Source organism: Arthrobacter sp. EPSL27 (assembly GCF_001512305.1).
Classification (GTDB): Bacteria; Actinomycetota; Actinomycetes; order Actinomycetales; family Micrococcaceae; genus Arthrobacter.
The window spans coordinates 65,784-90,802 of record NZ_LNUT01000004.1; the positions used below are offsets into that span (position 1 = coordinate 65,784).

The following is a 25,019-nucleotide window of genomic DNA, read 5'->3' on the forward strand; positions in this document are numbered from 1 at the left end:
TGGCGCCGACAATCGCTTCGTGCCGGAAGTCGATGGGGTCATCGCACACGGCCTGGCCCTTGAGGTGGTTGGAGATGGCCCAGACCTTGAGGTTGTACTTCTCCAGCACGGCGAGTTTGGAGTCGACGTAGCCGGGCTCGTCCCAGCGCCAGGCATCCAGGTGGTCTCCGGAGACGGCGATTTCGAGGCCGTCGTAGCCCCAGCCGGACGCCAGCCTCGCGACTTCCTCGAAGGGCAGGTCGGCCCACTGGCCGGTGAACAGGGTGTACGGACGGGCCATGTCAGGCTCCTTCGGTGACGGGAGAGGTGGTGAGCTGGATGAGGGAGGATTTGGCGTTGGCGGATTCCTCGACAGCGGCGAGAACCCGCTGCACGGCCAGTCCGTCCTCGAACGACGGCGACGGCGCAGTGCCGCCGCCGATCGCGGTGAGGAAGTCGTGGATCTCGTGCGTGAAGGTGTGTTCCCAGCCGATCACGTGGCCCTGCGGCCACCAGGCGGCCATGTACGGGTGCTCGGGTTCGTTGACCAGGATGCGCCGGAACCCCTGCTCCCGGACCGGGACCGTGGCGTCCAGGAAGCCGAGTTCGTTGATGGCTTCCAGGTCGAACAGCAGGGAGCCTTTGTCGCCGTAGACCTCAAGTTTGAGCGAGTTCTTCTGCCCGGTGGCCATGCGCGAGACCTCCACGGAGGCGATGGCCCCGGAGTCCATGGTCAGCGTGGCCCACGCGGCGTCGTCGACCGTCACCTCTTCCGGCCCGTCCGCACCCGGGCGGCTGGTCACAAAGGTGTGCAGCCGGCCCGACACCTCGGTCACCGTGCCGCCGAGCAGGAACATGACCTGGTCGATCGCGTGCGACGCGATGTCGCCCAGCGCGCCGGACCCGGCGGTTTCCTTGTTCAGCCGCCAGGTCATGGGCGAATCGGCGTCCACCAGCCAGTCCTGCAGGTACGCCGCCCGGACGTGCCGCACGGTCCCCAGCCGGCCGTCGGCGATCAGTTCCCTGGCCAGGGCCAGCGCGGGGACGCGGCGGTAGTTGAAGCCGATCATGGACTGCACGCCGTGGTCCCGGGCGGACCGGGCGGCAGCCGCCATGGCTTCGGCCTCGGCCAGGGTGTTGGCCAGCGGCTTTTCCACCAGGACGTGCTTGCCGGCCCGGAGCGCGGCGACGGCGATCTCTGCGTGCATCCAGCCCGGGGCGCAGATGTCCACGACGTGGATGTCGTCCCGGTCCAGGACCGAGCGCCAGTCGGTGGCCGTCTCCGCCCAGCCGTATTTCGCGGCGGACGCCGCGGCCTGGGCGGCGTCCCGGCCCACGAGCACTTTCTGCTCGAAGGCGGGCACGTCGAAGTGGGCCGCGACGTTCCGCCACGCGTTCGAGTGGGCCTTGCCCATAAACGCGTAGCCGATCATGGCAACGCCCAGCGGTGGTCCGGCAGGGGTGCCGGGCGGGGCGGTGTGGTCCGTGGAGCCTTGGGGAGTCATGACTGCTGTCCTAGAGGGTGGAAGCGGTGGGGTCCCAGTCCTCGGGGAGGGCTGCGGACACGGGGGCTGAGCTTTCGACGTCGATGAACTGTCCGGATTCCACGGACTCGGAGATCGAGACCATGGTGTCGAGGACGTGGTAGGCCAGGTCACCTGTGGCGCGGTGCGGGACATTGGCGCGGAGGGACCGGGCCATGTCCAGGACCCCCATGCCGCGGCCCTGGCTCGGGCCCGCGGCCGGGACCGCCGTCCACTCCTCGGCACCGGCCCGCCAGAGGCGCACCTCTCCGTCGAAGTAGTTGGGATCCGGCAGGGAGAGGGTGGCCTCGGTGCCGGTGATTTCGACAAAGCCCATCCGCTTCCGCGGGGATTCGAAGCTGAAGACGCTGTGGGAGGACTGCCCGTTCTCGAACTGTGCCATGGCGCTGACGTGGGTGGGCACCTCCACCGTGAACTCTTCGCCGGCCTTCGGGCCGGACCCGATGACCCGGACGTCCTTGGACTTGGAGCCGACGGCGGCCACCTTGCGGATGGAGCCGAAGGTCTGCACCAGGGCGGTCAGATAGTAGGGGCCCATGTCGAACAGTGGCCCGGCGCCGTACTGGAACAGGAAGGCGGGGTTGGGGTGCCAGGACTCCGGGCCGGGGGTCTGGAATGTGGTCATGGCCGTCAGCGGGGTGCCGATGTCGCCGCGTTCGATTAGCCGGCGGGCGGTCTGGAGGCCGGCGCCGAGGAACGTGTCCGGTGCTGTGCCGAGCCGGATCCCGGCGGCATCTGCCGCTTTCAGCAGCCCCAGCCCGGATTCCCGGTCCAAGGAGAACGGCTTTTCGGTCCAGACGTGCTTGCCCGCGTTCACGGCGGCTGTGGCCACCTCGACGTGCGCGGCGGGGATGGTCAGGTTGACGATGATTTCGACGTCGGGGTGGTTCAGCGCGGCGTCCACGCCGCCGGATTCGGCGATGCCGTATTCCTTCGCCCGCGCGGCCGCAGCGTCCTCGAACAGGTCGGCGATGACGTGGACCTTAAGGTCAGGGAAAGCGGTCAGGTTGTCCAGGTACTGCTTGCTGATGTTGCCGGCGCCGATGACGGCGACCCCCACCGGGCCGCGGCGGGTGGTGGCGGCGCTCATGCGTTCACGCCCTGCTGGCTGGTGGAACCGCTCTGCAGGAAGGCGAGGCTCTCGGCGATGCCTTCGAAGATGTCGCCCGAGTAATCGTCAAACTCGACGACGCCGACTTCCAGGGACTGTGCCGCATTGATGACGTCCCAGACGGGGATCTTGCCCTGGCCTGCGGGCTGCTGCGCCTTTTTGTCGGTGTTGAGCGGGCCGTCCTTGATATGGATGAACTTCACCTTGTCACCGAGCTTGGCCAGGATGTCGACGGGGTCCTGGCCGCCCACGGCCACCCAGTACGTATCGACTTCGAGGACAAGGGCGGGATCGAGCAGGCCGGCGAAGTATTCGAGCGCCGTCTGGCCTTCGATCATGGACTCCAGCTCCCAGGCGTGGTTGTGGTAGCCCACACGGATGCCGTATTCGGCACCCTTCCTGGCGGCGGCGTTCAATTTCTCCGCCGTGGCCTGGATGTCCTCGGCGGACTGCCAGTGTTCAGCCGGCAGGAACGGGTCGATCACGGTGCTGATGCCCAGGGCCTTGGCAGCTGCGAAGATTTCGTCTTGGTCCTGGCTGAGCAGGGGAGCGTGGCCGGAGGGCGCGGTCAGGCCGTTTTCCTTCAGTGCCGCGCCGAGCTCCGTGGCGGTGGCGACGAAGTTGTACGGCTCAACCTGGGTGAAGCCGATGTCGGCGACTCGTCTGATGGTGCCGGGCAGGTCCTCTGCGATGGCGTCGCGGAGAGTGTAGAGCTGAAGTGAGTAGGACATGCTGTTCCTTTGTGCGGAGTGGGTTGTTCTCAAATGTGCGGGGGTGCTCCCCGGCCGAAGCGGCCCGGGAGAAGGGAGCCTAGCGGCCGGCGAGGGATCCGCCGATGCCGCCGACGCTGAAGTATTTGTTCAGGGTGGCGAAGACGATGACCGGCGGAAGCATCATCACGACGGCGAGGGCCATAACCGAGGTCCAGTCGGTGGCGTTCTGCTGGAAGAACGACTGGACGCCCATGGGCAGGGTGAAGATTTCATTGGAGCGAAGGAAGACGATGGCCACGAGGTAGTCGTTCCAAGCCAGGAGGAAAGCGAAGATGGCTGTGGAGAGGATACCGGGCAGGCTGTTGCGGAGCACCACCTTGGTGAATGAACCGAACACCGAGCAGCCGTCGATCCAGGACGCTTCTTCGAGGCTGATGGGAATCGAGTCGAAGTACGCTGCCATCATCCAGGTGGCCACCGTCATGGTGGAGCCGACGTAGATGATGGTGATGCCCAGCAGGTTGTCCACCAGACCCATGCCGGCGAACAGGATGAACAGCGGCACCACAGAGGTAATGATGGGCAGGGACTGCATCACGAACAGCAGCAGGGAGTAGCCGGAGACTGCCTTGCTGCGGCCGCGGGAGAGGACGTAGCCGGCAGGCGCGGCTACGGCCACGGAGACCACCACTGTGGCGAGGGTGGTGATAAGGCTGTTTTGCAGCCACGTGGCAGCAAGCGTTCCGGAGAACACGTTTGCGAGGTTCTCGAACGTCAGGCCCGTGGCGGTGCTGGTGGGTCCCGGCGTGAAGGCAAGGACCACCGTGACCATGATCGGGACGAGGACGACGGCGGTGATGATCAGCATGGCGGTGAAGCGCCACCACTGGCCGCGGTGGCCGGCCTCGGAGAGGACGCGGCGGTTTTTGGTCGGGCCGCCAACGCCGAGGACGGGGCCGGACTGGGGATGGGCGTGGACTGCTGCGCTCATTATTCGACGCTCGACTTTCGGATCTGGCGGTACAGGAGGACGGAAATGACCACCAGGGTCATGGTCATCAGGAAGGCGATGGCCACGCCGGGGCCGGTAGCGAAGTCCTGGAAGACCGTGCGGTAAGCCAGGACCACCAGCGAGGTTGTGGCGCTGACGGGTCCGCCGCCGGTGAGCAGGTAGATGGTGGGGAAGTCATTGACGCAGAAGATGGTCATCAGGATCCAACTGATGTACGTGGAGCGGGCGATCAGCGGGAGGGTGATCTGGCTGAACTGCTGCCAGCGGGTGGCGCCGTCCATGCTGGCGGCCTCGTAGACGGTGGTGTCCACGGATGCCAGCGCGGCGGAGGTCATCATCATCATGAAGGGAAAGCTGACCCAGACCTTGAATACCATCACCGTCACGGCGGCCAGCGTCGGGTCGGCGAGGAACAGCGGGGTGCCCAGGCCGAGGTTCCGGAAAATGGCCGGGATCAGGCTGTCCGGGGTGGCCACCAGCCAGTTCCATGCCGTGGACGACACGACAATCGGGACCACCCACGGCAGGAGCAGCAGTACCTTGAAGGTGCCGCCGGCCGGGATCTTGGTGCGCAGCAGCAGGGCCAGGCCCAGGCCGACCAGCCATGAACCGAACACACCCACAATGGTGAAGAGCAGCGTGAACTGTGCCGCTTTCCAGAAGGCCGGTGAGGACAGGACAGCAGCGAAGTTCTCTGCTCCGACGAAGTTTCCGGTCTCGATCAGGGAGCCGTCGTGCGTGGCCTGCACCCCGGCGTGGATGAGCGGGTAGCCGTGGATGAGGACCAGCAAAACAACGGAGGGCAGCAGGAGCCAGAAGAAGGTCCGGCTGGTCTGCGCGCTGAGTTTGCTCTTGCGGTTCGCGGATCCGGCCGGCCCGCCGGGGGCGACCCCCCGGCGGGCCCGGCTGAGGCCGGACTCAACAGTAGTTGTGGTCAATGCCATGGGACGGCCGCTTACTTCTTAATGACGGATTCGAGACCGGCCTGGAAGGTCTGCAGCGCGGACTTGGCGTCAGACTGGCCGGTCAGGATGGTCTGGGTGAACTGGTTCAGGGCCTGGCCGCCGTCCAGGGCCGCGAGGTTGGCGTTGAGGGTGTTGCCCTGGGACGCGAAGGTTTTGGCGATGGGCTGCCAGTCCTTGACGATCTTGACGTTGTTGGGATCGTCGGCAAACTCCGGGATTTCCGTGATCGACTTGAAGACGGGCAGGGCCGACATCAGCTTCTTGCGCCACAGTTCCTTGAGCTGGCCCAGGTAGTAGACCAGGAAAGCCTCGGATGCCTCCTGCGACGGGGTGTTCTTGTACATCATGATGTTGTTCGGGAACACGATGGTTGCCTTGTCTCCGTGCGGGCCGGTGATGGGGTCCGCCACCAGCAGGTCCCCGGACGTGTCGCCGACGCGCTGCGGAACGTTGACCTGGAACAGGCCGAACCCGGCCTTTTTGTCCTTCCACTGTGCAGACATGTTGTCGGTGGTGTAGCTGACCGCTGCGGGGTCGACGATTCCGTTGGACACCAGTTCGAGGATGAACTCGATGGCTTCCACATTGCGGTCGTTCAGCAGGTCGAGTTCGCCGTCCTTGGTGAAGACGCCGCCACCGTTGTTGACCATCATCATGATCATGGAGTGGTTCCCGTAGTTGTTGCCGGCGCCCGCGCCGGTGGTGAAGCCGAAGGCGCCGACCTTCTTGAGCGCTTTGCCGGCTTCAAGGAGGGAGGGCCAGTCCGTGGGCAGGCCTACGCCCGCCTGTTCAAAGAGTGACTTGCGGTACCAGAAGACGCGCATGTCCAGCTGCCACGGTACGGCCACGTAGCCTTTGTCGGACTTGAACGGGTCCAGGACACCGGGCAGGAAATCGTCGAACTGGCCGGTTTCCTTCATCTTGTCGATGACTTTGTCCGCGTACGCGATCTGGCCCTGCTGCTCAAACTGGAAGGCCTGGAAGCCGCCGCCGGTGGACACTGCAGGGCCGGTCTTGGAAGCGATGGCCGAGGAGAAGGTCTGGTAGAAGTTGTTCCACTGGATGATCTGGTAGCTGGCCTTGCTGCCCGATCCGGAGAAGCCTTCCGCAAGACCCTTGGCGGCGTCGTTGTAGGCGGGGGTGGCCCACGGCATGTCCCAGAACTTCACGACGCCGCTTCCGCCGCCCTGGGAAGCGGAGCCGCCGCCGCAGGCGGCGAGCAATGGCGCGGAAGCCGCCGCGGCGGCGAATCCCAGGAAACCCCGGCGGGAGAAGGAGGATGATGCGGAGGACTTAGTGGTCACGATTATTTCCTTTCAGGGACCGGCCGTCGGCGGGTCCATCTCGACATTGAGTTGATGCGGAATCTGGTGCTGCGGGTGATGCGGGCTAGCTGTTGAGTCGGGTGAGAAGCGAGAAGAGCGCGGCAAAATGCTGCAGGTCCGTGGAGGGCCTGCCGGTTGAGAGCAGTCTCCGGACCCGCCGCCAGCTTCGCCGGTGGGCGGATTCGTAGATGGTGGGAAGTGTGGTGCTCCCCGACGCGGTCACCGAGCGGACTTCAGCGGGCCATGCCGCCGAGGGATCGGGCAAGGTGATGTCCGTGCGGCCGGTGGACGTGAGGATGGAGATTGTGGCGGCCGCCGGGACGGAAGCAGTAGCGATGCCCTGCAGGGCAGCGGGCGCTCCGTTGGGCAGTTTTCCGGCCAGTGTGTAGCCGCTGCTGCTGCGCTGGACCACCTTGAGCCCGTCAAGGTCGACGCCGGACTGCAGTACGGCCGCGAGGTGGTCGGCCATCAGCGTCAGGGGGTCTTCCCCTGGAGCGCAAATGGCGACGGAGTCGAGCAGGACGGCATCCTCCAGGGCCTCGGTGACCACTGCCCGGGCGGCATCGTGCGAGGGTGCCAGGGCCGGGCTGCCCGCCCACCGCTGGTCCAGAACCACCGCGGCGCCGTTTTCTTCCGCAACAACGGCCAGCGCCTGAGGGTCCTCGGCGGCCGGGGCCGTAACCACCACTGCGCGGGAACCGGCCAGGATTGCCTCGGCCGCGCGGCGGGTCCAGCCGGCGTGGCCGGCGACGGCGGTGACGTCGGGCGCCGCGGAGGCTGGAGTTGCCGGGTGCGGGGCGAAGGACACGGGAAGCGACGCGATGACAGCGGCGACGGGGCCTTCGGATTCGGTGGCCGCGTGGACGGAGAGTGCGGTGCTCATGCCAGGGACTCCTCACGTGCGGGTGCGGGCGCTTCGCCGCCGGCAATGGCGAGGGCGAATTCAAGGTCATGGAGCAGTGTGTCCGCGCTCGGAGCGGAGCCGGTGCCACGGGCGATTGCGGCGATTTCGCGCCATTCGCCCTCGTAGCCGTTATGTCCGAACGGGCCGAGTACCGTCGTCGTGCCAGCCCGGCGGATCCGGGCGGTGGCGGATCCGGCATGCACGTACGAAGGGGTGAAGTCGAGGCAGAGGCTGGCGTCGTTGCCGATGGCCTCGAAGGTCCAGGCAGGCTCCCAAGTGCTGTTCATCGCGGCCCGGAGTTCAATGGTCACGGATCCCGCGCGCAAAGAAATCAGGTAGCCGAAGGGACGCACGGTGTCAGCGTGCAGCACCTCCACGGAGGCGAAGTCCGGCGCAAACCTGCGGACCAGCGGCAGGTCGTGGATGGCCAGCCCCATGACACCGCCCGTGAGCATGGCCCCGATGGCTTCCGGGCCGGTCGAGTCGCGGGACGGCAGGGGAACGCGGCCCACGATCTCGGTCGCGAAGTCCTCGAAGCGCGGGTTCGGCGGGAGGACGATGGAGGACCTGACAGTGTGGACCTGCCCGGGCAGGTCGCCCCAGGCGGCCTCGGCGGCCAGCCACGCCGGATCGAAGGTATGCATGGCGCCCACCACGATGGGCACGCCGGTTTCAGCGGAGACCGCGGAGATGGCCGCTGCTTCTTCCCCGTTCATGGCAAAGGGCTTCTCGCACAGGACGGCCTTCTTGCCGGCCCGGCAGGCCGCAATGACCTGTGCGGCGTGGAACTGGTGCGGGCTGCACACTGCCACGATGTCTACCGCCGGGTCCGCCAGCAGGTCCTCGACCGTGGTGCTGAAGCGAGCCCCTACCCGCGCCGCCACGGATTCTGCGACCTGCGGATCGACATCCATCACGTGGCGTACTTCAAGGGTGCCCCGGAGCCGGGCGAGGGAGGGGAGGTGGATCGCCTGCGTGACAGGCCCCGCTCCCAAGATCCCGACGCCCAGCGGAGGCAGAGCGGTTTGTGGCTGGCTCGACAACTGGATGCCCCTTCGTATTCGCCGAATCGATGCTTTCATCGCGAGGACCCAGTGCGTGGTGAGCTGCCTCACACCCCAAGCTAGGACTACTTTTGCCGACGGTCAAGCAAAAGTTGCAAATAAAGCTTCAGTCTTTTCGATAAGTGACACGCAGAAGAACTTCGTGCTATCACTAACTCATGAGTCCCACCACCGGCGCAGACACCGCCGCCACCGAGGCTGCCGGCAGCCTGTCCCGTGCCGGGGACCTGTTCCAGCTCCTGCGCGACGGCAAAGCCCGGACCCGTGCGGAACTGGCCCTCACCACGGGCCTGGCCCGCTCCACCGTGGCGTCCCGGATCGACGCGCTCATGCAGTCCGGGCTGGTGGGGCCGGCGGGGGAGGCCAGCTCCAGCGGCGGACGCCCGCCGTCGCGCTTTGCCTTCAACCCGGCCGCCCGCGTGGTCCTCGCCGTCGACGTCGGCGCCACCCACGTGATCGTCGCCGTCACGGACCTGAACGGGACAGTGCTGGCGGAGCGCCGGCTGGGCCAGGACGTCGCCGACGGCCCGGACGCCGTGCTGGACCGGGTGGTGGCGGAAGGGGCCAAGCTGCTCAGCCAGACCGGCCACGGCACGGACCGCCTCGCCGGGATCGGCATCGGCCTGCCCGGTCCCGTGGAACACGCCACCGGGAAACCGGTAAAGCCGCCGATCATGCCGGGCTGGGACGGGTTCGACGTCGTCCGGCATGTCCGGCGCTCGCTGCCTGTCCCCGTGCTGGTGGACAACGACGTCAACATCATGGCCCTCGGCGAGCAGGCCTCCTACTGGCCCGAACACGACAACTTCCTCTTCATCAAGGTGGCCACCGGCATCGGCGCCGGCATCATCAGCAGCGGACAGCTCCAGCGCGGCGCCAACGGCACGGCCGGGGACCTCGGCCACGTCCGCGTGCCGCGCGGCGACGATGTGCTCTGCCGCTGCGGCAACTACGGCTGCCTCGAAGCGCTGGCCTCCGGCCCCGCCGTCGCGCATTCCCTGACGCTGCAGGGCCTGGCGGCGGACGACGGCGGCGACGTGCTGCGGCTCGTCGCGGCCGGGAACCTGCAGGCCATCCAGGCCCTGCGGCAGGCCGGACGGGACCTGGGCGATGTGCTGGCCACCGTGGTGAACCTGCTCAATCCGTCCGTCATCGTGATCGGCGGAAGCCTGGGCCAGGCCGGCGAGCACCTCATGGCGGGTGCCCGCGAAGTGGTGTACCGGCGGTCGGTGCCGCTGGCCACCACCCACCTGCGGATCGGCTTGTCCATGGCGGGGGACCGGGCGGCCATCCTGGGCGCCAGCCAGATGGTCACCCAGTACGTGCTCTCGCCCGCGGTGATCGAGGCGACACTGCAGGCGACGGGCTGACACCTCAGCGGCCGCGCCCGGCCGGTGTCACAATCGGCGGCTCCGGCGGAGGCGCGTGATAGCAATGGGACTGATGAAAGCATACTTCTGCCTGTCCGGGCCGCGGCGCCCATGAACACCATCCTGGCGAAGGTGCCCCGCAGCTGGATCCTGCTGGCCGCGATCGGACTCATTGCACTGAACATGCGCGGCCCGTTCGTGGCCGTGGCGCCGGTGGTCGGCCTGATGCAGCAGGAACTGGGCTTCTCCCCGGTGGAACTGGGCTTCCTCACCGGCATCCCGGTGCTGTGCTTTGCCCTGGCTTCGCCGCTGGCCTCGTTGGCCGGCCGCAAGCTCGGCGCGGAAGTCGCCATCACCCTCACCCTGCTGGGCGTGCTGCTGGGCGTGATCGTCCGCTCGGCGGGCAACGGCGCCGTCGTCATGCTGGGCACCGTGATCCTGGGCGTGGCCATCACCATCGGCAACATCGCCGTGCCGCTGATCATCCGGCGGGACTTTGCCCCGGCGCGGCAGGGAACGGCGATGGGCATCTACACGGCCGCCCTGAACATCGGATCCTTTGTCACGGCGATGGTCATGGCGCCGCTGGCGGAGGCGTTCGGCTGGCGGCTCGCCCTGGCCGCCTGCGGGCTCTTCGCCGTCGCGGCCCTGGTGGTGTGGGTGCTGGCCTTCGGCTCCCGTGCCTTCCGTCCCGAACCTGTCCCGGGCCCGGAGCCGGCCCGCGCCGGCACCAAGCCGGCGTCGCGGTGGATCACGGTGGGGCTGACCGCGGGCTTCGCCGGCCAGGCGTTCTCCTATTACGGGGTGACGGCGTGGCTGCCCAGCATCCTCGCGGACGAACTCGGCATGACCGCCGCGCAGGCCGGGGCCGGATCGTCGCTGTTCCAGATCCTCGCGATCGTGGGCGGACTGGGTGTCCCGCTCGCGGCGCGCTTCGCCAGCACGACAGCGGTGGGGCTCACCCTGGGGCTGCTGTGGGTGACCGTTCCGCTGGGCCTGCTGCTGGCACCGGAGCTGTGGTGGCTGTGGTCCTCGTTCGGCGGTGTCGCCCAGGGCGGCGGCATCACCCTGATCTTCATCGCCATCATCCGGCTGGCCCGGGACCAGGCGTCGGCGGGGCGGATGTCCGCCGTCGTGCAGGGGGTGGGCTACTCCGTGGGTGCGGTGGCCCCGACCCTGCTGGGATACGCGAATGGTGCCACCGGATCCTGGACCGGCCCGCTGCTGATGGTGCTCGGCTCGGTGGCCCTGTTCATCCTGGGCACCGCCTTCTCGCTGCGGCACGTCCCCAAACCGCACTGAAACGCCGTCGAGGTGACAGTTAATGCCCATGTTCGTCGTGAACATGGGCATTAACTGTCACCTCGACGTCTTTGTCAGGTCTTCCGTCGCTGGGCCGCCGCCCCGGATCTCGGGGTGCCTGTTGCGAAGGGCCCGGCAGCCCAGCCAACGGAATTCTGTGCGCCGGCCCTTAGGCCGGGACCAGCGCAGGGTCCTCGCTGGGGGCGTCCGCGCCGTCGCGGGCCTCGTGCAGGAACCGGTCGTAGGCCGGAAGCGTCAGGAACGCCGGGAACGCCGCCGTCAGCGTCACTTCCTCGAAGATGTCCCGCGCGTCGGCGAAGCGGTCGCCTTCGAAGCGTTCCAGCCTGGCGAACTCCTCGTCCAGCATGTCCTCCACCCACTCGCGGGTGACGACGTCACCCTGGTCCGTGATGGCCCGGGAGAAGATCCACTGCCACAGCTGCGAGCGAGAGATTTCCGCGGTGGCGGCGTCCTCCATGAGGTTGTGGATGGCGACGGCGCCGTTGCCGCGGAGCCAGGACTCGATGTAGCGGATGCCGACCTCGATGTTGTTCCGGATGCCCTGTTCGGTGATGGTGCCGGTGGTGGCGGCAATGTCGATCAGGGCACGGTCATCCGGGGTGACATCGTCGCGGAGGCGGTCCAGCTGGTTCGGGCGGTCGCCGAGGACGCCGTCGAACACCTCGCGGCACACCGGCACCAGGTCCGGGTGGGCCACCCAGGAGCCGTCGAAGCCGTCGTTCGCCTCGCGGGTCTTGTCCGCGCGGACCTTCTCGATGGCGATGGCGTTGGCCTCAGCGTCCTTGCGGTTGGGGACGGCTGCGGCCATGCCGCCGATTGCCATCGCGCCACGCTTGTGGCAGGCGCGGACCAGCTGTTCGGTGTAGGCGCGCATGAACGGCTGCGTCATGGTGACCTGGCTGCGGTCCGGCAGCACGAAGCGGGGCCCGCGGGTGCGGAAGTTCTTGATGAGCGAGAAGATGTAGTCCCACCGGCCGGCGTTCAGGCCCGCGGCGTGGTCCCGCAGCTCGTAGAGGATCTCCTCCATCTCGAACGCGGCGGTGATGGTCTCGATCAGGACCGTGGCGCGGATGGTGCCCTGCGGGATGCCCAGCAGGTCCTGGGCCAGGATGAAGATGTCGTTCCACAGCCGGGCTTCGAGGTGGTTCTCGATCTTCGGCAGGTAGAAGTACGGGCCCTTGCCCTGGGCGATCAGGCGGCGGGCGTTGTGGAAGAAGTACAGACCGAAGTCCACGATGCCGCCGGCGATCGGGGTGCCGTCAATGAGCATGTGCTTTTCCGGCAGGTGCCAGCCGCGTGGACGGACCACGATCGTGGGCAGTTCCTCGGCGGCGCGGAGCTTGTACTCCTTGCCCTCCGGCGACGTGAAGTCGATCCGGCGCTCCAGCGCGTCGGTCAGGTTGAGCTGGCCCTGGATGACGTTGCGCCACGACGGGGTGGAGGAGTCCTCCATGTCCGCGAGCCACACCTTGGCGCCGGAGTTCAGCGCGTTGATGGTCATCTTCTTGTCCACCGGGCCGGTGATCTCCACGCGGCGGTTCTCCAGGCCCGGGGCCGGGGGAGCAACCCGCCAGTTGGGATCGTTCCGGACGGACTCGGTCTCGCGGAGGAACCGCGGGTCCTGGCCCTTGCCGATCTGCTGGCGGCGGTCCCGGCGGGCCTGCAGCAGCTCCAGCCGGCGTCCCGCCGTCGCCTTGTGCAGCTTGGCAACAAACGCCAGCGCGTCCGGCGTAAGAACCTCGCCCTGCCGGCAGATCGGCTGTGCGGTCAACGTAATCCCGTTGATGGTGAAGTTGTCGGTGAAGCTGTTCATTTCAAATCTCTCCTTAGAGAAGAAGCAAGTTCGACGGCGAATGGTGACGTAACCGCGAGGCCGAAAGTGCCGGTGTTGCGGCAGCCTGCGTAAAAGGGGCCCTGTGGCCGGGTCCGTCCTCGCTCAGCGAGGTAAGAAGCCGGCCACGGGGAATAGCAGGCAGAGCAAGGCCGGACCGAAGGCCGGACGCAACGCCGCCGTCGTGAGTTAGTGGAACTGGCCTTCTTCGGTGGATCCCACCAGGGCCAGGGTGGATGCGTTCGGGTTGAGCGCGGTGGCGATGTCGTCGAAGTAGCCGGTGCCGACTTCGCGCTGGTGCTTGGTTGCGGTGTAGCCGCGGGACTCGGAGGCGAATTCCTTCTCCTGGAGCTCGACGTAAGCACTCATGCCTTCACGGGCGTAACCGTGGGCGAGGTCGAACATCGAGTAGTTCAGGGCGTGGAAGCCGGCCAGGGTGATGAACTGGAAGGTGAAGCCCATGGCGCCGAGTTCGCGCTGGAACTTGGCGATCGTGGCGTCGTCGAGGTGCTTCTTCCAGTTGAACGAGGGGGAGCAGTTGTAGGAGAGCATCTGGTCCGGGAAGTCGGCCTTGACGGATTCGGCGAACTTGCGGGCCAGTTCCAGGTCCGGGGTGCCCGTTTCCATCCAGATGAGGTCGGAGTAGGGGGCGTAGGCCTTGGCGCGGGCGATGCAGGGTTCGATCCCGTTGCGGACCTTATAGAAGCCCTCCGCCGTGCGCTCGCCGGTGATGAACTCCTGGTCCCGCTCATCGACGTCGGACGTGATCAGGGTGGCTGCCTCGGCGTCGGTGCGGGCGATGATGACGGACGGCGTGCCGGCGACGTCCGCTGCCAGCCGGGCGGCGTTCAGAGTGCGGATGTGCTGCTGGGTGGGGATGAGGACCTTGCCGCCGAGGTGGCCGCACTTCTTTTCCGAAGCGAGCTGGTCCTCCCAGTGCACGCCCGAGGCGCCGGCCTGGATCATGGACTTCATCAGTTCGTAGGCGTTCAGCGGGCCGCCGAAGCCGGCCTCGGCGTCAGCGACGATCGGGACCATCCAGTCCTCCACGGTCTGCACGCCCTCGGAGAACTCGATCTGGTCGGCGCGGAGCAGGGCGTTGTTGATGCGGCGGACCACGGTGGGCACCGAGTTGGCCGGGTACAGGGACTGGTCCGGGTAGGTGTGGCCGGAGTTGTTAGCGTCGGCGGCGACCTGCCAGCCGGAAAGGTAGATGGCGCGGAGGCCGGCCTTGACCTGCTGCACGGCCTGGTTGCCGGTCAGGGCGCCCAGCGCGTTGGTGTACTTGCCTTCCTGGTGCTCCTGGGTGAGCTGCTTCCACAGCTTCTCGGACCCGCGGCGGGCCAGGGTGTGCTCCTCGGAGACACGGCCGCGGAGGCGGACGACGTCGGACGCCTTGTAGTCGCGGGTGACACCTTCCCAGCGCGGGTTGGCGGCCCACTCGAGCTCCAGGGCGGCGGCCTGCTCTTCGGGCGTCTGCTGGGTGGGCTCAAATGCTGCAGTCATCTCTGTCTCCTTGGTGGGGGTCCGGGCCGGCGGGGCCGCTTCTCTGCGGGTCCACCGGATGATCCGGAGCTGTGTAACTTTTCCGTGAGATCTACTTTTCTGTACTTTCAAGGGGCTTTCTAGACCAAAAGTCTGGAAAGAAATGCACTTCTTCGCGTATTCTCAAAAAATGCATCCCGCCAGCTGGAACCGCCCCGTGTCCTCGCCCTCCACAGCCGCGCCTGAGGTGGACGTCATCAGCATGGGCCGCCGCGTCCGCCACCTCCGCAAGGCCGCCGGGCTCACACTTGATGACCTGAGCGCCACGGTGGGCACGGCCCCCAGCCAGCTGAGCCTGATCGAGAACGGAAAGCGCGAGCCGAAGCTCGGCCTGCTTCAGCAGCTCGCGGCGGCGCTGGGCGTCAGCATTGACGAGCTGCTTGGGCCGGAGCCGCCCAACCGCAGGGCAGCCCTTGAAATCGAGCTGGAACGCTACCAGCGCAGCCCCCTTTACGAGTCCCTCAACCTGCCCAAGATCCGCATCAGCTCGCGCCTGCCGATGGACGTGCTCGAGTCCATGGTGGGGCTGCAGCACGAGCTGGAACGCCGGCTGAACGAGCAGGTTGCGACGCCGGAAGAGGCCCGCCGCGCCAACGGGGAGCTGCGCGCCATGATGCGCGAGCGGAACAACTACTTCCCGGAGTACGAGGCGGAAGCGCAGAAGGTTCTCGCCTCCGTGGGGCACACGTCGGGCCCGCTGTCCCATCACGTCATCGCGGATATCGCCGAGCACCTCGGGTTCAGCCTCCACCACGTGGGCGACCTGCCGCATTCCACCCGTTCGGTGACGGACCTGAAGAACCGCCGGATTTACCTCACGCAGAATGCGCGCAGTGACCACGACCCCCGGTCGGTGCTGCTGCAGGCCCTGGGCCACTACGTCCTGGGCCACCAGACCCCCACGAACTACGGGGACTTCCTGATGCAGCGCGTGGCGACGAACTACTTCGCTGCCGCACTCCTTCTCCCGGAACAGGCGACCGTGGACTTCCTGCAGAAGGCCAAGCAGGCGAAGGAAATCGCCGTGGAGGACATCCGGGACGCGTTCGCGGTGTCCTACGAGACCGCAGCCCACCGCTTCACCAACCTCGCCACCCAGCACCTGGATCTGCGCACGCACTTCCAGAAGACGCACAAGAGCGGAATCATCTACAAGGCCTACGAGAACGACGGCGTGACGTTCCCGCAGGACCACACCGGCGCCATCGAGGGCCAGCCGTCGTGCAAGAACTGGACTTCCCGCGTGGTGTTCGACGTGCCGGACAAGTTCAGCGCCTACAACCAGTACACGGACACGCCGGCGGGCACCTACTGGTGCACTGCCCGCACCGAACGGTCCGCGAACGGCGAGTTCTCGCTCTCCGTCGGTGTGCCCTATGCGCAGGTGAAGTGGTTCCGCGGCCGCGACACCACGGAGCGGTCCAAATCCACCTGCCCCGACGAGAACTGCTGCCGCAGGCCACCGGCCGCCCTGACATCCGAGTGGGCCGGAAACGCCTGGCCCTCGGCCCGGGCGCACTCCCACCTGCTCGCCGCGATGCCGCCGGGCGCGTTCCCCGGCGTGGACGAGACCGAGGTCTACTCCTTCCTGCAGGCACACTCCGGCAGCTGACCCGACTCGCTGCCCATCCGTTGCAGGCTCACTGCTCTACGGCGGATCATTTTCCCCAAGCGCCCCCCGATACAGGACGCTGTGCAAAACCCGGTGCCGTTCCTCGCTGCCGGTCCAACGGCCAGTGTGTCGTAGGAAATGCATGTATTCAAAAAGGCAGAAGCAGACGAAGGCTGCTAAGTCTGCATCACGCTCATTGAGAACCTTGACCCATTCAGCTATGAGTCTGGGGTCCATTGCCGTCACAGGGGCGCCACCAGAGATTTCGGCGTAAACCGGTAAGAAAGCGTTCAGTTGCTCCAGCACGGCGAGTTCTGGCAAGATCCCGTGTTCGCGATGCCAACCCACAAAAGCGATAAGCGAACCCAGCGCCTGGTCTTGGTGCGCCGAGAGGGAAGCGGCCCTGCCGGAGGGTTTCCCGGCCCGTCGCGTGCTGCTTGAGCTTCGCCTTGCCGGCCGACGGCGGGATTTCTTAGCCAAGATCGATCCTTACGGTGGAAGTGCGGCGGACTGCCTACCAAAAAAGCTACGAGTGGGAACACGAGGCCCCAACCGTGGGCCAGCCGTATGTGGAAAACGGGCCCATCTTGCCACCCGCAGCGCCGCAGCCCCGCAAGCTGGAACTGCCGCCAAGGTGGGCGGACTATATTGGCCAGTGTCAGCTCATCGATCCACCTCGCGGGAGCGTGCACCCATGGCCAAGGAACTTGCAACCCAGCTCATCGAACAACTCCAGGCTGCCGGTGTGCAGCGGATCTACGGGATTGTGGGCGACAGCCTGAACCCGATCGTCGACGCCGTCCGGAAGACCGGCGGCGCGGCGAAGGGCGGCATCGACTGGATCCACGTCCGGCACGAGGAAGCTGCCGCGTTCGCGGCCGCCGCGGAAGCCCAGCTGACCGGCCGTCTCGCAGTCTGTGCCGGATCCTGCGGGCCCGGCAACCTCCACCTGATCAACGGCCTGTACGACGCCAACCGCTCCGGCGCGCCGGTGCTGGCTATCGCCTCGCACATTCCCAGCAAACAAATCGGCAGCAGCTTCTTCCAGGAAACCCACCCGGACCGCCTGTTCAATGAGTGCTCGGTGTACTCCGAGCTGATCAGCACCGCAGAACAGGCCCCGAGGGTCATGCACAGCGCCATCCAGCACGCCGTCGGCCTGCGGGGCGTCGCCGTCGTGACCCTCCCCGGTGACATCGCCGACCTCGAAGCGGCAGCACCAACCCCCGCCGCCGCGGCGTTCCGCCCGGCGGCACTGGTGCCGGACCCCGCCAGCGTTCAGGAACTGGCGGACGCCATCAATGCTGCGGAAAAAGTGGCGATCTTTGCCGGCGCCGGCGTCGAGGGCGCCCACGACGAGGTGATCGCCCTGGCGGAAGCCGTGAACGCCCCGATCGGGCATTCCCTCCGCGGCAAGGACTTTATGCAGTACGACAACCCCTACGACATCGGCATGACGGGGCTGCTGGGATACGGCGCCGCGGCCGAGGGAATCGAGGACGCGGACCTGCTGATCCTGCTGGGCACAGACTTCCCCTATGACCAGTTCCTGCCCGGAACCCGCACGGCGCAGGTGGACCGGGCGGCGCAGAACCTGGGCCGGCGGACCGACGTCGACGTCGCGGTCCACGGCGACGTGCTGCCCACCCTTGCAGCACTGATGCCCTTGATCCGGCCGAAGAAGAGCCGCCGCTTCCTCGATGCGATGCTCAAGAAGCACGACCGGCTGATGAACAAGGCCGTCGGCGCCTACACGCGGAAGGTGGAAACCAAGGAGCCGATCCACCCGGAGTATGCCGCGTCCCTGCTGGACCAGGTGGCGGCCAAGGACGCGGTCTTCACCGCGGACACGGGCATGTGCAACGTCTGGACCGCACGCTACATCAACCCGCTGGGCACCCGACGGCTGATCGGCTCGTACCTGCATGGGTCCATGGCCAATGCTCTGCCCCACGCGATCGGCGCCCAGCTGGCCTACCCGGGGCGACAGGTGGTGTCGGTATCGGGCGACGGCGGCCTGTCGATGCTTCTGGGAGAGCTGATCACGGTCGCGGCGCACCGGCTGCCGGTCAACGTGGTGGTGTTCAACAACTCGACGCTGGGCATGGTCAAGCTGGAGATGCTGGTGGACGGGCTGCCCGACTTCGGCGTGGACGTGCCCGACGCCAACTACGCCGCGGTGGCGCGGGCCCTGGGGTTCCACGCCGTCCGCGTCACCGACCCCTCCCGCATCGAGGCCGCGTACCGGGAAGCGTTCGCCCACCCCGGACCGTCGCTCGTGGAGCTCATCACCGACCCCAAGGCGCTGTCTTTGCCGCCGAAGATCAAAGGCGCGCAGGTTCTGGGCTTTGCGACGGCCATGTCCAAAGTGGTCCTCAACCGGGGCGCCGGCGAGGCCGTGAGCATGGCCCGGAGCAACCTGCGGAACATCCCGCGGCGCTAGGGAGCGGCCCGTCCCGCCGGGACGCCCCCTCAGCTGGGGCCGCTAAATCGAAGACGCTCCCTCACGATGTGAGGGAGCGTCTCTGATTTTTCGGCCAGACGTGAGGGAGCGTCGGGGTGGGGGAGGGTTAGCGCGGGCCGCCCTGCCACAGTGCGTCGAACGGCGCCCCCGAGGCCACGCGGTTCCTGATGCCCGCGGTGACGAACGACTTGGCCGTCCGTGCAGCCTCCAGCGGGGTTGCACCCTTGGCCAGCTCGGCCGTCACGGCCGCGGCCAGCGAGCAACCGGCGCCCGACACCGCCACGTCGCCCACCTTCGGGGCGGACAGGACTTCCAGCGTCTCGCCGTCGTAGTAAACGTCGACGGCGTCCGGCCCGGCCAGGCGCACGCCGCCCTTGGCGAGCACCGCGGCGCCGCTGAGCTCGTGGATCCGGACGGCAGCGGCCTTCAGCGACTCAAGGTCGGCAATCTCCAGCCCGGAGAGGGACTCGGCCTCGAAGTGGTTCGGCGTGACAAACGTGGCCAGCGGCAGGATCTGCGCCTTGAGAGCCTGGTCCGTATCCAGGGCATGGCCCGGTTCCTGGCCCTTGCAGATCAGCACCGGATCCAGCACCACGTTCTTGAAGGCAGATGCAGAAAGGGCCGACGCCACCGTCGAAATGGTCGCGGGGCTGCCCAGCATGCCGATCTTCACGGTGTCCAGGACGGACGGCGCGCCGGACTCGGCACCGTAGGCCGCCGTCGTCGCCTCCAGCTGGTGCGCGATGACCTCCTGGTCGACCGGGACAAAGCGGTGGTTCCAGTTGTCCTTCGGATCGAAGGACACGATGCAGGTCAGGTTGGCAATGCCGAACACACCCAGTTCCTGGAAGGTCTTCAGGTCGGCCTGGGCGCCGGCGCCGCCGGTCGCTTCGGAGCCGGCGATGGTGAGGGCGACGGCGGGAGCGTCGCCGGCGGGAACGGAGGCCGCCAGGGCGGCGGAGTCAAAGGCGGTGGAGGTCATGGTCCCATCCTGCCACTCCCGGAAAACCGCCCGCATTGTGCGCATGACCAATATGACCACAACGGGAGTGTTCCGGATCACCGCGCATAAGGTGGCGGACGGCGTTGCTTTCTTGCGGCGCCGGATCCAGGAAGGTTCATTGATGAGCACCCAGCTGTCCGAATCGGCGCAGACGCGACGAGCCGTAAGCAACATTCTTAAAGGCTCTGCCGGCAACCTCGTTGAGTGGTTTGACGTCTATATCTACACCGCATTCTCTGCATATTTTGCCGTCCACTTCTTCAGCTCCAAGGACCCGCTGCAGAGCAATCTGGAGGCGATGGCCGTCTTCGCTGTTACGTTCCTGATGCGCCCGATCGGCGCCTGGTTCTTTGGCCGCTACGCGGACCGTAACGGCCGGAAGGCCGCGCTGACCCTGAGCGTGACCATGATGTCCGCGGGCTCCTTCGCCATCGCGCTGCTCCCCACCAAAGAGGTCATCGGCATCTGGGCGCTGGTGCTTCTCGTACTCATCCGGCTGCTGCAGGGCTTCTCAGTGGGCGGCGAGTACGGCACAAGCGCCACGTACATGTCAGAAGCCGCCACTGCCAGGCGCCGCGGCTTCTTCTCCAGCTTCCAGTACGTCACCCTCATCGGCGGCCAGATGCTGGCGCTGCTGGTCCTTGTTGTCCTGGAACAAACCCTTGGCAAGGACGCTTTGGGTGAATGGGGCTGGCGGATTCCGTTCGCCATCGGCGGCGTCGCGGCGCTCGTGGTCTTCTGGATCCGCCGTTCCATGGAGGAAACAATCTCTGAGGAGCAGACTGCCGCAGCCAAGGCCGGCGAGGCCGGTGGAGCCCAGCCGGGGACCTTGAAGCTGCTGTTCACAAAGCACTGGAAGTCCCTGCTCATCTGCATCGGCGTCACCTTGGGCGGCACGATGGCGTTCTACACGTACACCAACTTCACGTTGTCCTTCATGCAGAACACCAGCGGCATCCCCAAGGAGAGCACGTCCGTCATCAGCTTCTGGGCGCTGTTCATCTTTATGCTCCTGCAGCCGGTATACGGCATGATTTCAGACCGCGTAGGCCGCAGGCCGCTTCTGCTCTGGTTTGGAATCAGCGGCGTGCTGCTGACCTGGCCGCTGCTGTCCGCACTGGCCGGAACCAAGGACCCGTTCACTGCGTTCCTGCTGATGATGGGCGGCCTGCTGATTGTCGGCGGCTACACCTCGATCAACGCCCTGGTGAAGGCCGAACTGTTTCCCGCCTCCATTCGGGCACTGGGCGTCGGCCTGGGCTACGCGATCGCCAACTCACTCTTCGGCGGCACCACTCCGCTGGTGGGGGCGGCGTTCCAGAAAGCCGGCCAGGTGGAACTCTTCTTCACCTACATCACCGTGGGCATCGGCATCTCGCTGCTGGTCTACATCTTCGCGTTGAAGAACAAGAAGTCCACGCACCTGGACCACGAACAGGGTCACGCCTGGGAGCCGGCAGCAGTTGACGCTGCCGTGGCCGGCCTCAGGGATGACGACAAGGACCTCGTCGACGCCTCCCGCCGCTAGGAAGGCGGGCCGCTGACTTTGCGGCACTCACGACGGCGGTGCCCACGACGGCGGGTTGCCGGCACCCGGACTTCGGTTCGGCAGCCGGCGGCCCGCCGTCGTCGTTTACCGGCCGGAGCCCGGCTCCGAACCCGGCCCGGCGTCCGGTAGTGCATCCGGCAGCGCGCCGTCGGCGACCAGGAAAGAGGTGGAGCGGTCGGCTAAATGCCGGTACGCCACGAGGTGCGCCAGCGCGGCGACAGCCAGGGCGGTGCCGGCCATCTCGAGCGATTCCTCAATCAGGGTGAGCAGGAAGTACTGCCAGGGCAGGGCCTCGCCCTCGATGAAAAGTCCGGACAGCGTTTCGACGCCGACGCCTCCGCCCACAAAAACCACCCCTGCCGTCAGCAGCGCCGCACGGGGCGCCGCCGGCAGCGCCAGCACCATTCTCAGCAGCGAGAGAACAATCAGGCCGGCAATCAGGACCCCGGGCAGGACCCACGTGAAGCCCAGTTGCACGGGAAGGTACCTGGCCAGCTCGTTCCCGATCACATCGAGCCGCTCGTGCAGTTCCAGGGTCTCGTCGATGGAAAAGACGATGCAGACAACAGCAAACAGCGCCCAGGAGCGGCGGTGCCGGGACGCGCGGCGGGCAAAGTATCCGGCCAGGAGTCCTGCGGTGATCCACAGGCCGGCGCTGAACCAGGTGGGCACGTTGATTTCGCGGCCCACGTCGAAAAAGTAAAACCAGAATCTGGCGGTTTCCACGTGTTCCGGCGGCGCCCATTGCGTCGCTAACGCCAGCGAGCCGCTGATCAGGCTCAGGACGGCGACCGGAATCAGCAGATACGCGAACGAGCGCCACAGGCTGATTCTTCGCCACGGCGCCGCCCCCACCTGGGCCGCAGGCCCCTCGGCGCTGCCGTCGGAGACGGCGGTCCTTGTCGGACCGTCGCCTCGGGCAAAACCGCTGTCCCTGAAGGAATCGGAGGCCATGCCGACATCCTAGCCGGGCAGCGTGCCTGCGCCGGGGAGGCAGGCGCCCGTGGCCACGCCGCCAGCGCCGGAACTGGCGGCGGGGTGAGAGAATGGAAGGCGGTTCCGGCGGTCCGCCCGCCCGGGCCATCCAGTGCTAATACAGCCGGCTGTTCAGGGCCTCCGCCAAGGGGCCGGGCCGAGCGAACCACTATGAATGGAACACCCATGACTTCCGCCCAGATTTCCCCGGCCACTGCCCCGCCAAAATTCGCCTCGATCGGCTCACCTTACTTCGGCATCCTGCTGGCGGTGATGTCCGTGGTGCTGATCCTGTCCAACATCGGGGCATCCAAGGGTGTCGCCATCGGCCCGATCATCACCGACGGCGGCTTCTTCCTCTTCCCGCTGGCCTACATCCTGGGTGACGTCATCAGCGAGGTCTACGGGTTCAAAGTGGCGCGCAAAGCCATCTTCACCACCTTCGCCCTCTCCATCTTCGCCTCCCTTTGCTACTGGGTCATCATCGTCCTGCCGGGTTTCGACGACGACTTCGGCGCGGCCAAGCAGGCAGCGCTGGAAGGTGCGCTGGGGCCCGTCCCGCAGATCGTTCTCGCCTCCCTGCTCGCCTTCCTGGCCGGGCAGACGCTCAACGCCTGGATCCTCGTGAAGCTGAAGGCGCGGACGGGGGAGAAGTCCCTCTGGGCCCGCATCATGGGTTCCTCGGTGGCCGGCGAGTTCGTGGACACCCTGATCTTCTGCAGCATCGCGGCGTCCGTGATCGGTATTACCGACGTCGGCACGTTCGTGAACTACGTCGCTGTGGGCTTCCTCTACAAGACCCTGGTGGAGTTCCTCTTCGTCCCGGTCACCGCCGGCGCCATCGGCTGGATCAAGAAGCGCGAACCGAGCTACGGCGCGTAGGGCCGGGAGCGGCGCCTGCGCCGGAGTTGCTGGAACCAGTCGAGGTCGCCGGAATCTTCCGGCGACCTCGGGCGTCTCCGGCGGACCGGCGTCCGGGTGTCAGCGGCGGGAGCGGCCGGCCAGGGCCCGAAGGACGCGTTCCTTGAATTCCCGCTCCCGGAATAGGTCCTTCCACTCAACACGGACAAACACCCAGCCATCTTCAGTCAGGGCCTTCTCCCGGCGACGTTCCTCATAAAGCACCTCGGGGGTGGGCCGGTAGTCGAAGTACTTGGACTTACCGTCGAATCGAGGGCGACCTTCTCCTCCTTCCAAGCGAAGTCCAGACGATGGCGCCCCAGCCGGGTTGCAACCTCGACCTGGGTCTCAGGAGGCCTGATCCGCAGTCGCAGCAGCAGCTCACGGGTCAACGTTTCCCCGGCAGATTCGGACCGTGGATCGGCTGTCGCCAGGACGCGGCGGAATGTCCGGATCCCGCTGCGGCCATCGAGATCATCCGCCATGCTTTGAAGAGCGGACGGGTCCGCGCCGAGCCGCAGCGCATGGTCGGTGACGATCAACGCCTGCCTGTAGTTCAGCATCATGGCGCAGTCGGTGACGGTGCGTTCCAAGGACGTAACCTGCAGCCCGTTGACCACGGTGACGTCGCGATCGGTGACGGGGCGTGTGTGGCAGCGGACGTCCCTGCCGTGGCTCTCGGTCGATGGCCGCGTTTGCTGAAGGATGTGGATCTCATCGCCCACATCCCACAGCTGCAGGCGGCGGAGGCGCGCTGCGGAGGTGTGGCTGTAGAGGAACCGACCGGCCGACGTCGTTCGCGTTCCGTGGTCATGGGCGTAGATTCGCTGCCGGCTCCGGGCTGCCGGCGACAGGGCACGCCACACGCTGGCCCGGACGTAGCAGCCGTACCGGAGCCGGACGAGGCTCCCCGCCTCAAGGTGCCAGCGGATGGCACGGGGACCATAGCCGAGTTCCAGTAGCTCTTCGGTGCGCCAAAGGTTGCCGGTCGGCGGCAGTTCACCGGTGTGCGATTTGCTCATTCCACCAGCTTCGGCCGCAGCTGGTTCGGGCGGCAGCTCCCGGATTGGCTATGTGGAAAACCCGAGATCGCCGGAACCGTGCAGGGTCGCCGGAATTTTCCGGCGACCCTGCACGGTTCCGGCGAATTCGAGACATACCGGCGACGGTGGGCGGCCACGGCGGGCGTTGAGATCGCAGCCGGGGACATGCCGACTCTGCGCTGATCGTTGGTAACTCGTTTGTGGCGGCGGTTTCGTCCTGCGGAGCGTTGCTAGTCGCCGACGGTCCGCTCGGAGCCGAGGTCGCGGAGCATAACGAGCTCGCGCCGGCCGTCCGGCAGCAGATCGCCGGATTCGTGGCACACGGCGAATCCGTTTCTCTCATAGGTGCGTCGGGCTGCGACGTTGTCCGGCATCACGGACAGAGCGAGTGTGGCCGCACCAGTGACCGCCGCCCACCGCGCCACCGCCGTGATGAGCGCAGTTGCGACACCACGGCCGCGAACGGCAGGGGCGACCCACATCGAGATGAGCTCGGCGCGGCTGGCATTGTCCTTAACCGGGGTGCCAGTGACCATGCCGACCGGAACATTCCCGTCGGAATCGAACGCCAGCAGATCGATCGCTCCGGGGATGGACAGGCGCTCACGCCACCGGACTTCCGGCGCGTCTGCCCAGTCCAGCAGGCGGGAGCCAAAAGCATCCGGGGCATCACTCAACGCCGTGAGCCGCACGGACCGCCAAACCCGCCAGCCGTCGGCAGAGATTGTGCGCAATTCGATGTTCATGCCGACACGATACCGACCAGCACGATGCTGTGGGGCGCGAG

At 66.8% G+C, this 25,019-nt stretch carries 20 protein-coding genes and 2 pseudogenes; 6 read left to right on the plus strand and 16 right to left on the minus strand.

The features are described from left to right. The 9 genes and pseudogenes from AR539_RS05175 to AR539_RS05215 form a co-directional block, all read right to left on the minus strand. Nucleotides 1-280 (minus strand): annotated as a pseudogene (locus AR539_RS05175) (sugar phosphate isomerase/epimerase); the annotation flags it as partial. A 1-nt stretch (nt 281) separates the two neighbouring features. Then, the gene (locus AR539_RS05180; RefSeq protein WP_066433279.1) at nt 282-1,484 is read right to left on the minus strand and encodes a Gfo/Idh/MocA family protein; all 1,203 of its coding nucleotides are present in this window, start codon (nt 1,482-1,484) and stop codon (nt 282-284) included. Between the two features lie 10 nt (nt 1,485-1,494). Beyond that, entirely contained in the window at nt 1,495-2,613 is a 1,119-nt protein-coding gene (locus tag AR539_RS05185; RefSeq protein ID WP_066433280.1) for a Gfo/Idh/MocA family protein, read from the minus strand. Further along, nucleotides 2,610-3,365 carry a sugar phosphate isomerase/epimerase family protein gene (locus AR539_RS05190; protein ID WP_066433281.1) on the minus strand — a complete coding sequence of 252 codons (756 nt, stop codon included), beginning with the start codon at nt 3,363-3,365 and terminating at the stop codon, nt 2,610-2,612. The genes AR539_RS05185 and AR539_RS05190 overlap by 4 nt, the downstream gene beginning before the upstream one ends. Nucleotides 3,366-3,444: 79 nt before the next feature. Then, nucleotides 3,445-4,338, minus strand: coding sequence for a carbohydrate ABC transporter permease (locus AR539_RS05195; RefSeq protein WP_066433282.1), 894 nt, complete (start codon nt 4,336-4,338; stop codon nt 3,445-3,447). After that, a complete protein-coding gene (locus AR539_RS05200; RefSeq protein ID WP_231728500.1) occupies nt 4,338-5,303 on the minus strand; it encodes a carbohydrate ABC transporter permease in 966 nt (321 codons plus the stop codon). Before AR539_RS05200 ends, AR539_RS05195 begins: the two co-directional genes overlap by 1 nt. Before the next feature lie 11 nt (nt 5,304-5,314). Further along, nucleotides 5,315-6,628 (minus strand): ABC transporter substrate-binding protein, encoded by a 1,314-nt coding sequence (locus AR539_RS05205; protein WP_066433283.1) that lies wholly within the window; start codon nt 6,626-6,628, stop codon nt 5,315-5,317. A gap of 85 nt (nt 6,629-6,713) precedes the next feature. Continuing rightward, nucleotides 6,714-7,532: a hypothetical protein gene (locus tag AR539_RS05210; protein WP_066433288.1), complete on the minus strand. Its 819-nt coding sequence runs from the start codon at nt 7,530-7,532 to the stop codon at nt 6,714-6,716. Further along, nucleotides 7,529-8,596, minus strand: coding sequence for a Gfo/Idh/MocA family protein (locus AR539_RS05215; protein WP_066433290.1), 1,068 nt, complete (start codon nt 8,594-8,596; stop codon nt 7,529-7,531). Before AR539_RS05215 ends, AR539_RS05210 begins: the two co-directional genes overlap by 4 nt. 179 nt (nt 8,597-8,775) lie before the next feature. On the opposite strand from AR539_RS05215, the gene AR539_RS05220 reads away from it, so the two are divergent. Both AR539_RS05220 and AR539_RS05225 read left to right on the plus strand, forming a co-directional pair. Continuing rightward, complete coding sequence (locus AR539_RS05220) at nt 8,776-9,987, plus strand: ROK family transcriptional regulator (protein WP_066433292.1); 1,212 nt, start codon at nt 8,776-8,778, stop codon at nt 9,985-9,987. Between the two features lie 111 nt (nt 9,988-10,098). After that, a complete protein-coding gene (locus tag AR539_RS05225; RefSeq protein WP_066433294.1) occupies nt 10,099-11,289 on the plus strand; it encodes an MFS transporter in 1,191 nt (396 codons plus the stop codon). A 169-nt stretch (nt 11,290-11,458) separates the two neighbouring features. On the opposite strand, the gene aceB is transcribed toward AR539_RS05225, so the two are convergent. Next, entirely contained in the window at nt 11,459-13,123 is a 1,665-nt protein-coding gene (aceB, locus tag AR539_RS05230) for a malate synthase A (RefSeq protein WP_066433296.1), read from the minus strand. Between the two features lie 207 nt (nt 13,124-13,330). Further along, nucleotides 13,331-14,647, minus strand: a complete 1,317-nt coding sequence (gene aceA / locus AR539_RS05235) for an isocitrate lyase (RefSeq protein ID WP_066433298.1) — start codon at nt 14,645-14,647, stop codon at nt 13,331-13,333. Between the two features lie 142 nt (nt 14,648-14,789). On the opposite strand from aceA, the gene AR539_RS05240 reads away from it, so the two are divergent. Next, nucleotides 14,790-16,298 carry a helix-turn-helix transcriptional regulator gene (locus AR539_RS05240; RefSeq protein ID WP_066433300.1) on the plus strand — a complete coding sequence of 503 codons (1,509 nt, stop codon included), beginning with the start codon at nt 14,790-14,792 and terminating at the stop codon, nt 16,296-16,298. Nucleotides 16,299-16,334: 36 nt separating this feature from the next. Here the strand turns inward: AR539_RS05240 and AR539_RS19290 are convergent, their stop codons facing one another. Next, the gene (locus AR539_RS19290) at nt 16,335-16,778 is read right to left on the minus strand and encodes a hypothetical protein (protein WP_157360929.1); all 444 of its coding nucleotides are present in this window, start codon (nt 16,776-16,778) and stop codon (nt 16,335-16,337) included. A 214-nt stretch (nt 16,779-16,992) separates the two neighbouring features. On the opposite strand from AR539_RS19290, the gene AR539_RS05245 reads away from it, so the two are divergent. Continuing rightward, nucleotides 16,993-18,741, plus strand: coding sequence for a pyruvate dehydrogenase (locus tag AR539_RS05245; RefSeq protein ID WP_066433301.1), 1,749 nt, complete (start codon nt 16,993-16,995; stop codon nt 18,739-18,741). 127 nt (nt 18,742-18,868) lie between these two features. Here AR539_RS05245 and AR539_RS05250 read toward each other — a convergent pair whose 3' ends face one another. Next, a complete protein-coding gene (locus AR539_RS05250) occupies nt 18,869-19,744 on the minus strand; it encodes a hydroxymethylpyrimidine/phosphomethylpyrimidine kinase (RefSeq protein ID WP_066433306.1) in 876 nt (291 codons plus the stop codon). Nucleotides 19,745-19,886: 142 nt separating this feature from the next. On the opposite strand from AR539_RS05250, the gene AR539_RS05255 reads away from it, so the two are divergent. Beyond that, nucleotides 19,887-21,293: an MFS transporter gene (locus AR539_RS05255; RefSeq protein WP_066436089.1), complete on the plus strand. Its 1,407-nt coding sequence runs from the start codon at nt 19,887-19,889 to the stop codon at nt 21,291-21,293. Nucleotides 21,294-21,398: 105 nt separating this feature from the next. On the opposite strand, the gene AR539_RS05260 is transcribed toward AR539_RS05255, so the two are convergent. Then, nucleotides 21,399-22,268: a hypothetical protein gene (locus AR539_RS05260; RefSeq protein WP_066433307.1), complete on the minus strand. Its 870-nt coding sequence runs from the start codon at nt 22,266-22,268 to the stop codon at nt 21,399-21,401. A gap of 207 nt (nt 22,269-22,475) precedes the next feature. On the opposite strand from AR539_RS05260, the gene AR539_RS05265 reads away from it, so the two are divergent. Next, nucleotides 22,476-23,171, plus strand: a complete 696-nt coding sequence (locus AR539_RS05265) for a queuosine precursor transporter (RefSeq protein ID WP_066433308.1) — start codon at nt 22,476-22,478, stop codon at nt 23,169-23,171. Between the two features lie 99 nt (nt 23,172-23,270). Here AR539_RS05265 and AR539_RS05270 read toward each other — a convergent pair. Together AR539_RS05270 and AR539_RS05275 are read right to left on the minus strand one after the other, a co-directional pair. Further along, nucleotides 23,271-24,211 (minus strand): annotated as a pseudogene (locus tag AR539_RS05270) (type IV toxin-antitoxin system AbiEi family antitoxin domain-containing protein). A 251-nt stretch (nt 24,212-24,462) separates the two neighbouring features. Beyond that, the gene (locus AR539_RS05275) at nt 24,463-24,978 is read right to left on the minus strand and encodes a GNAT family N-acetyltransferase (protein ID WP_066433310.1); all 516 of its coding nucleotides are present in this window, start codon (nt 24,976-24,978) and stop codon (nt 24,463-24,465) included. Nucleotides 24,979-25,019 lie beyond the last annotated feature (41 nt).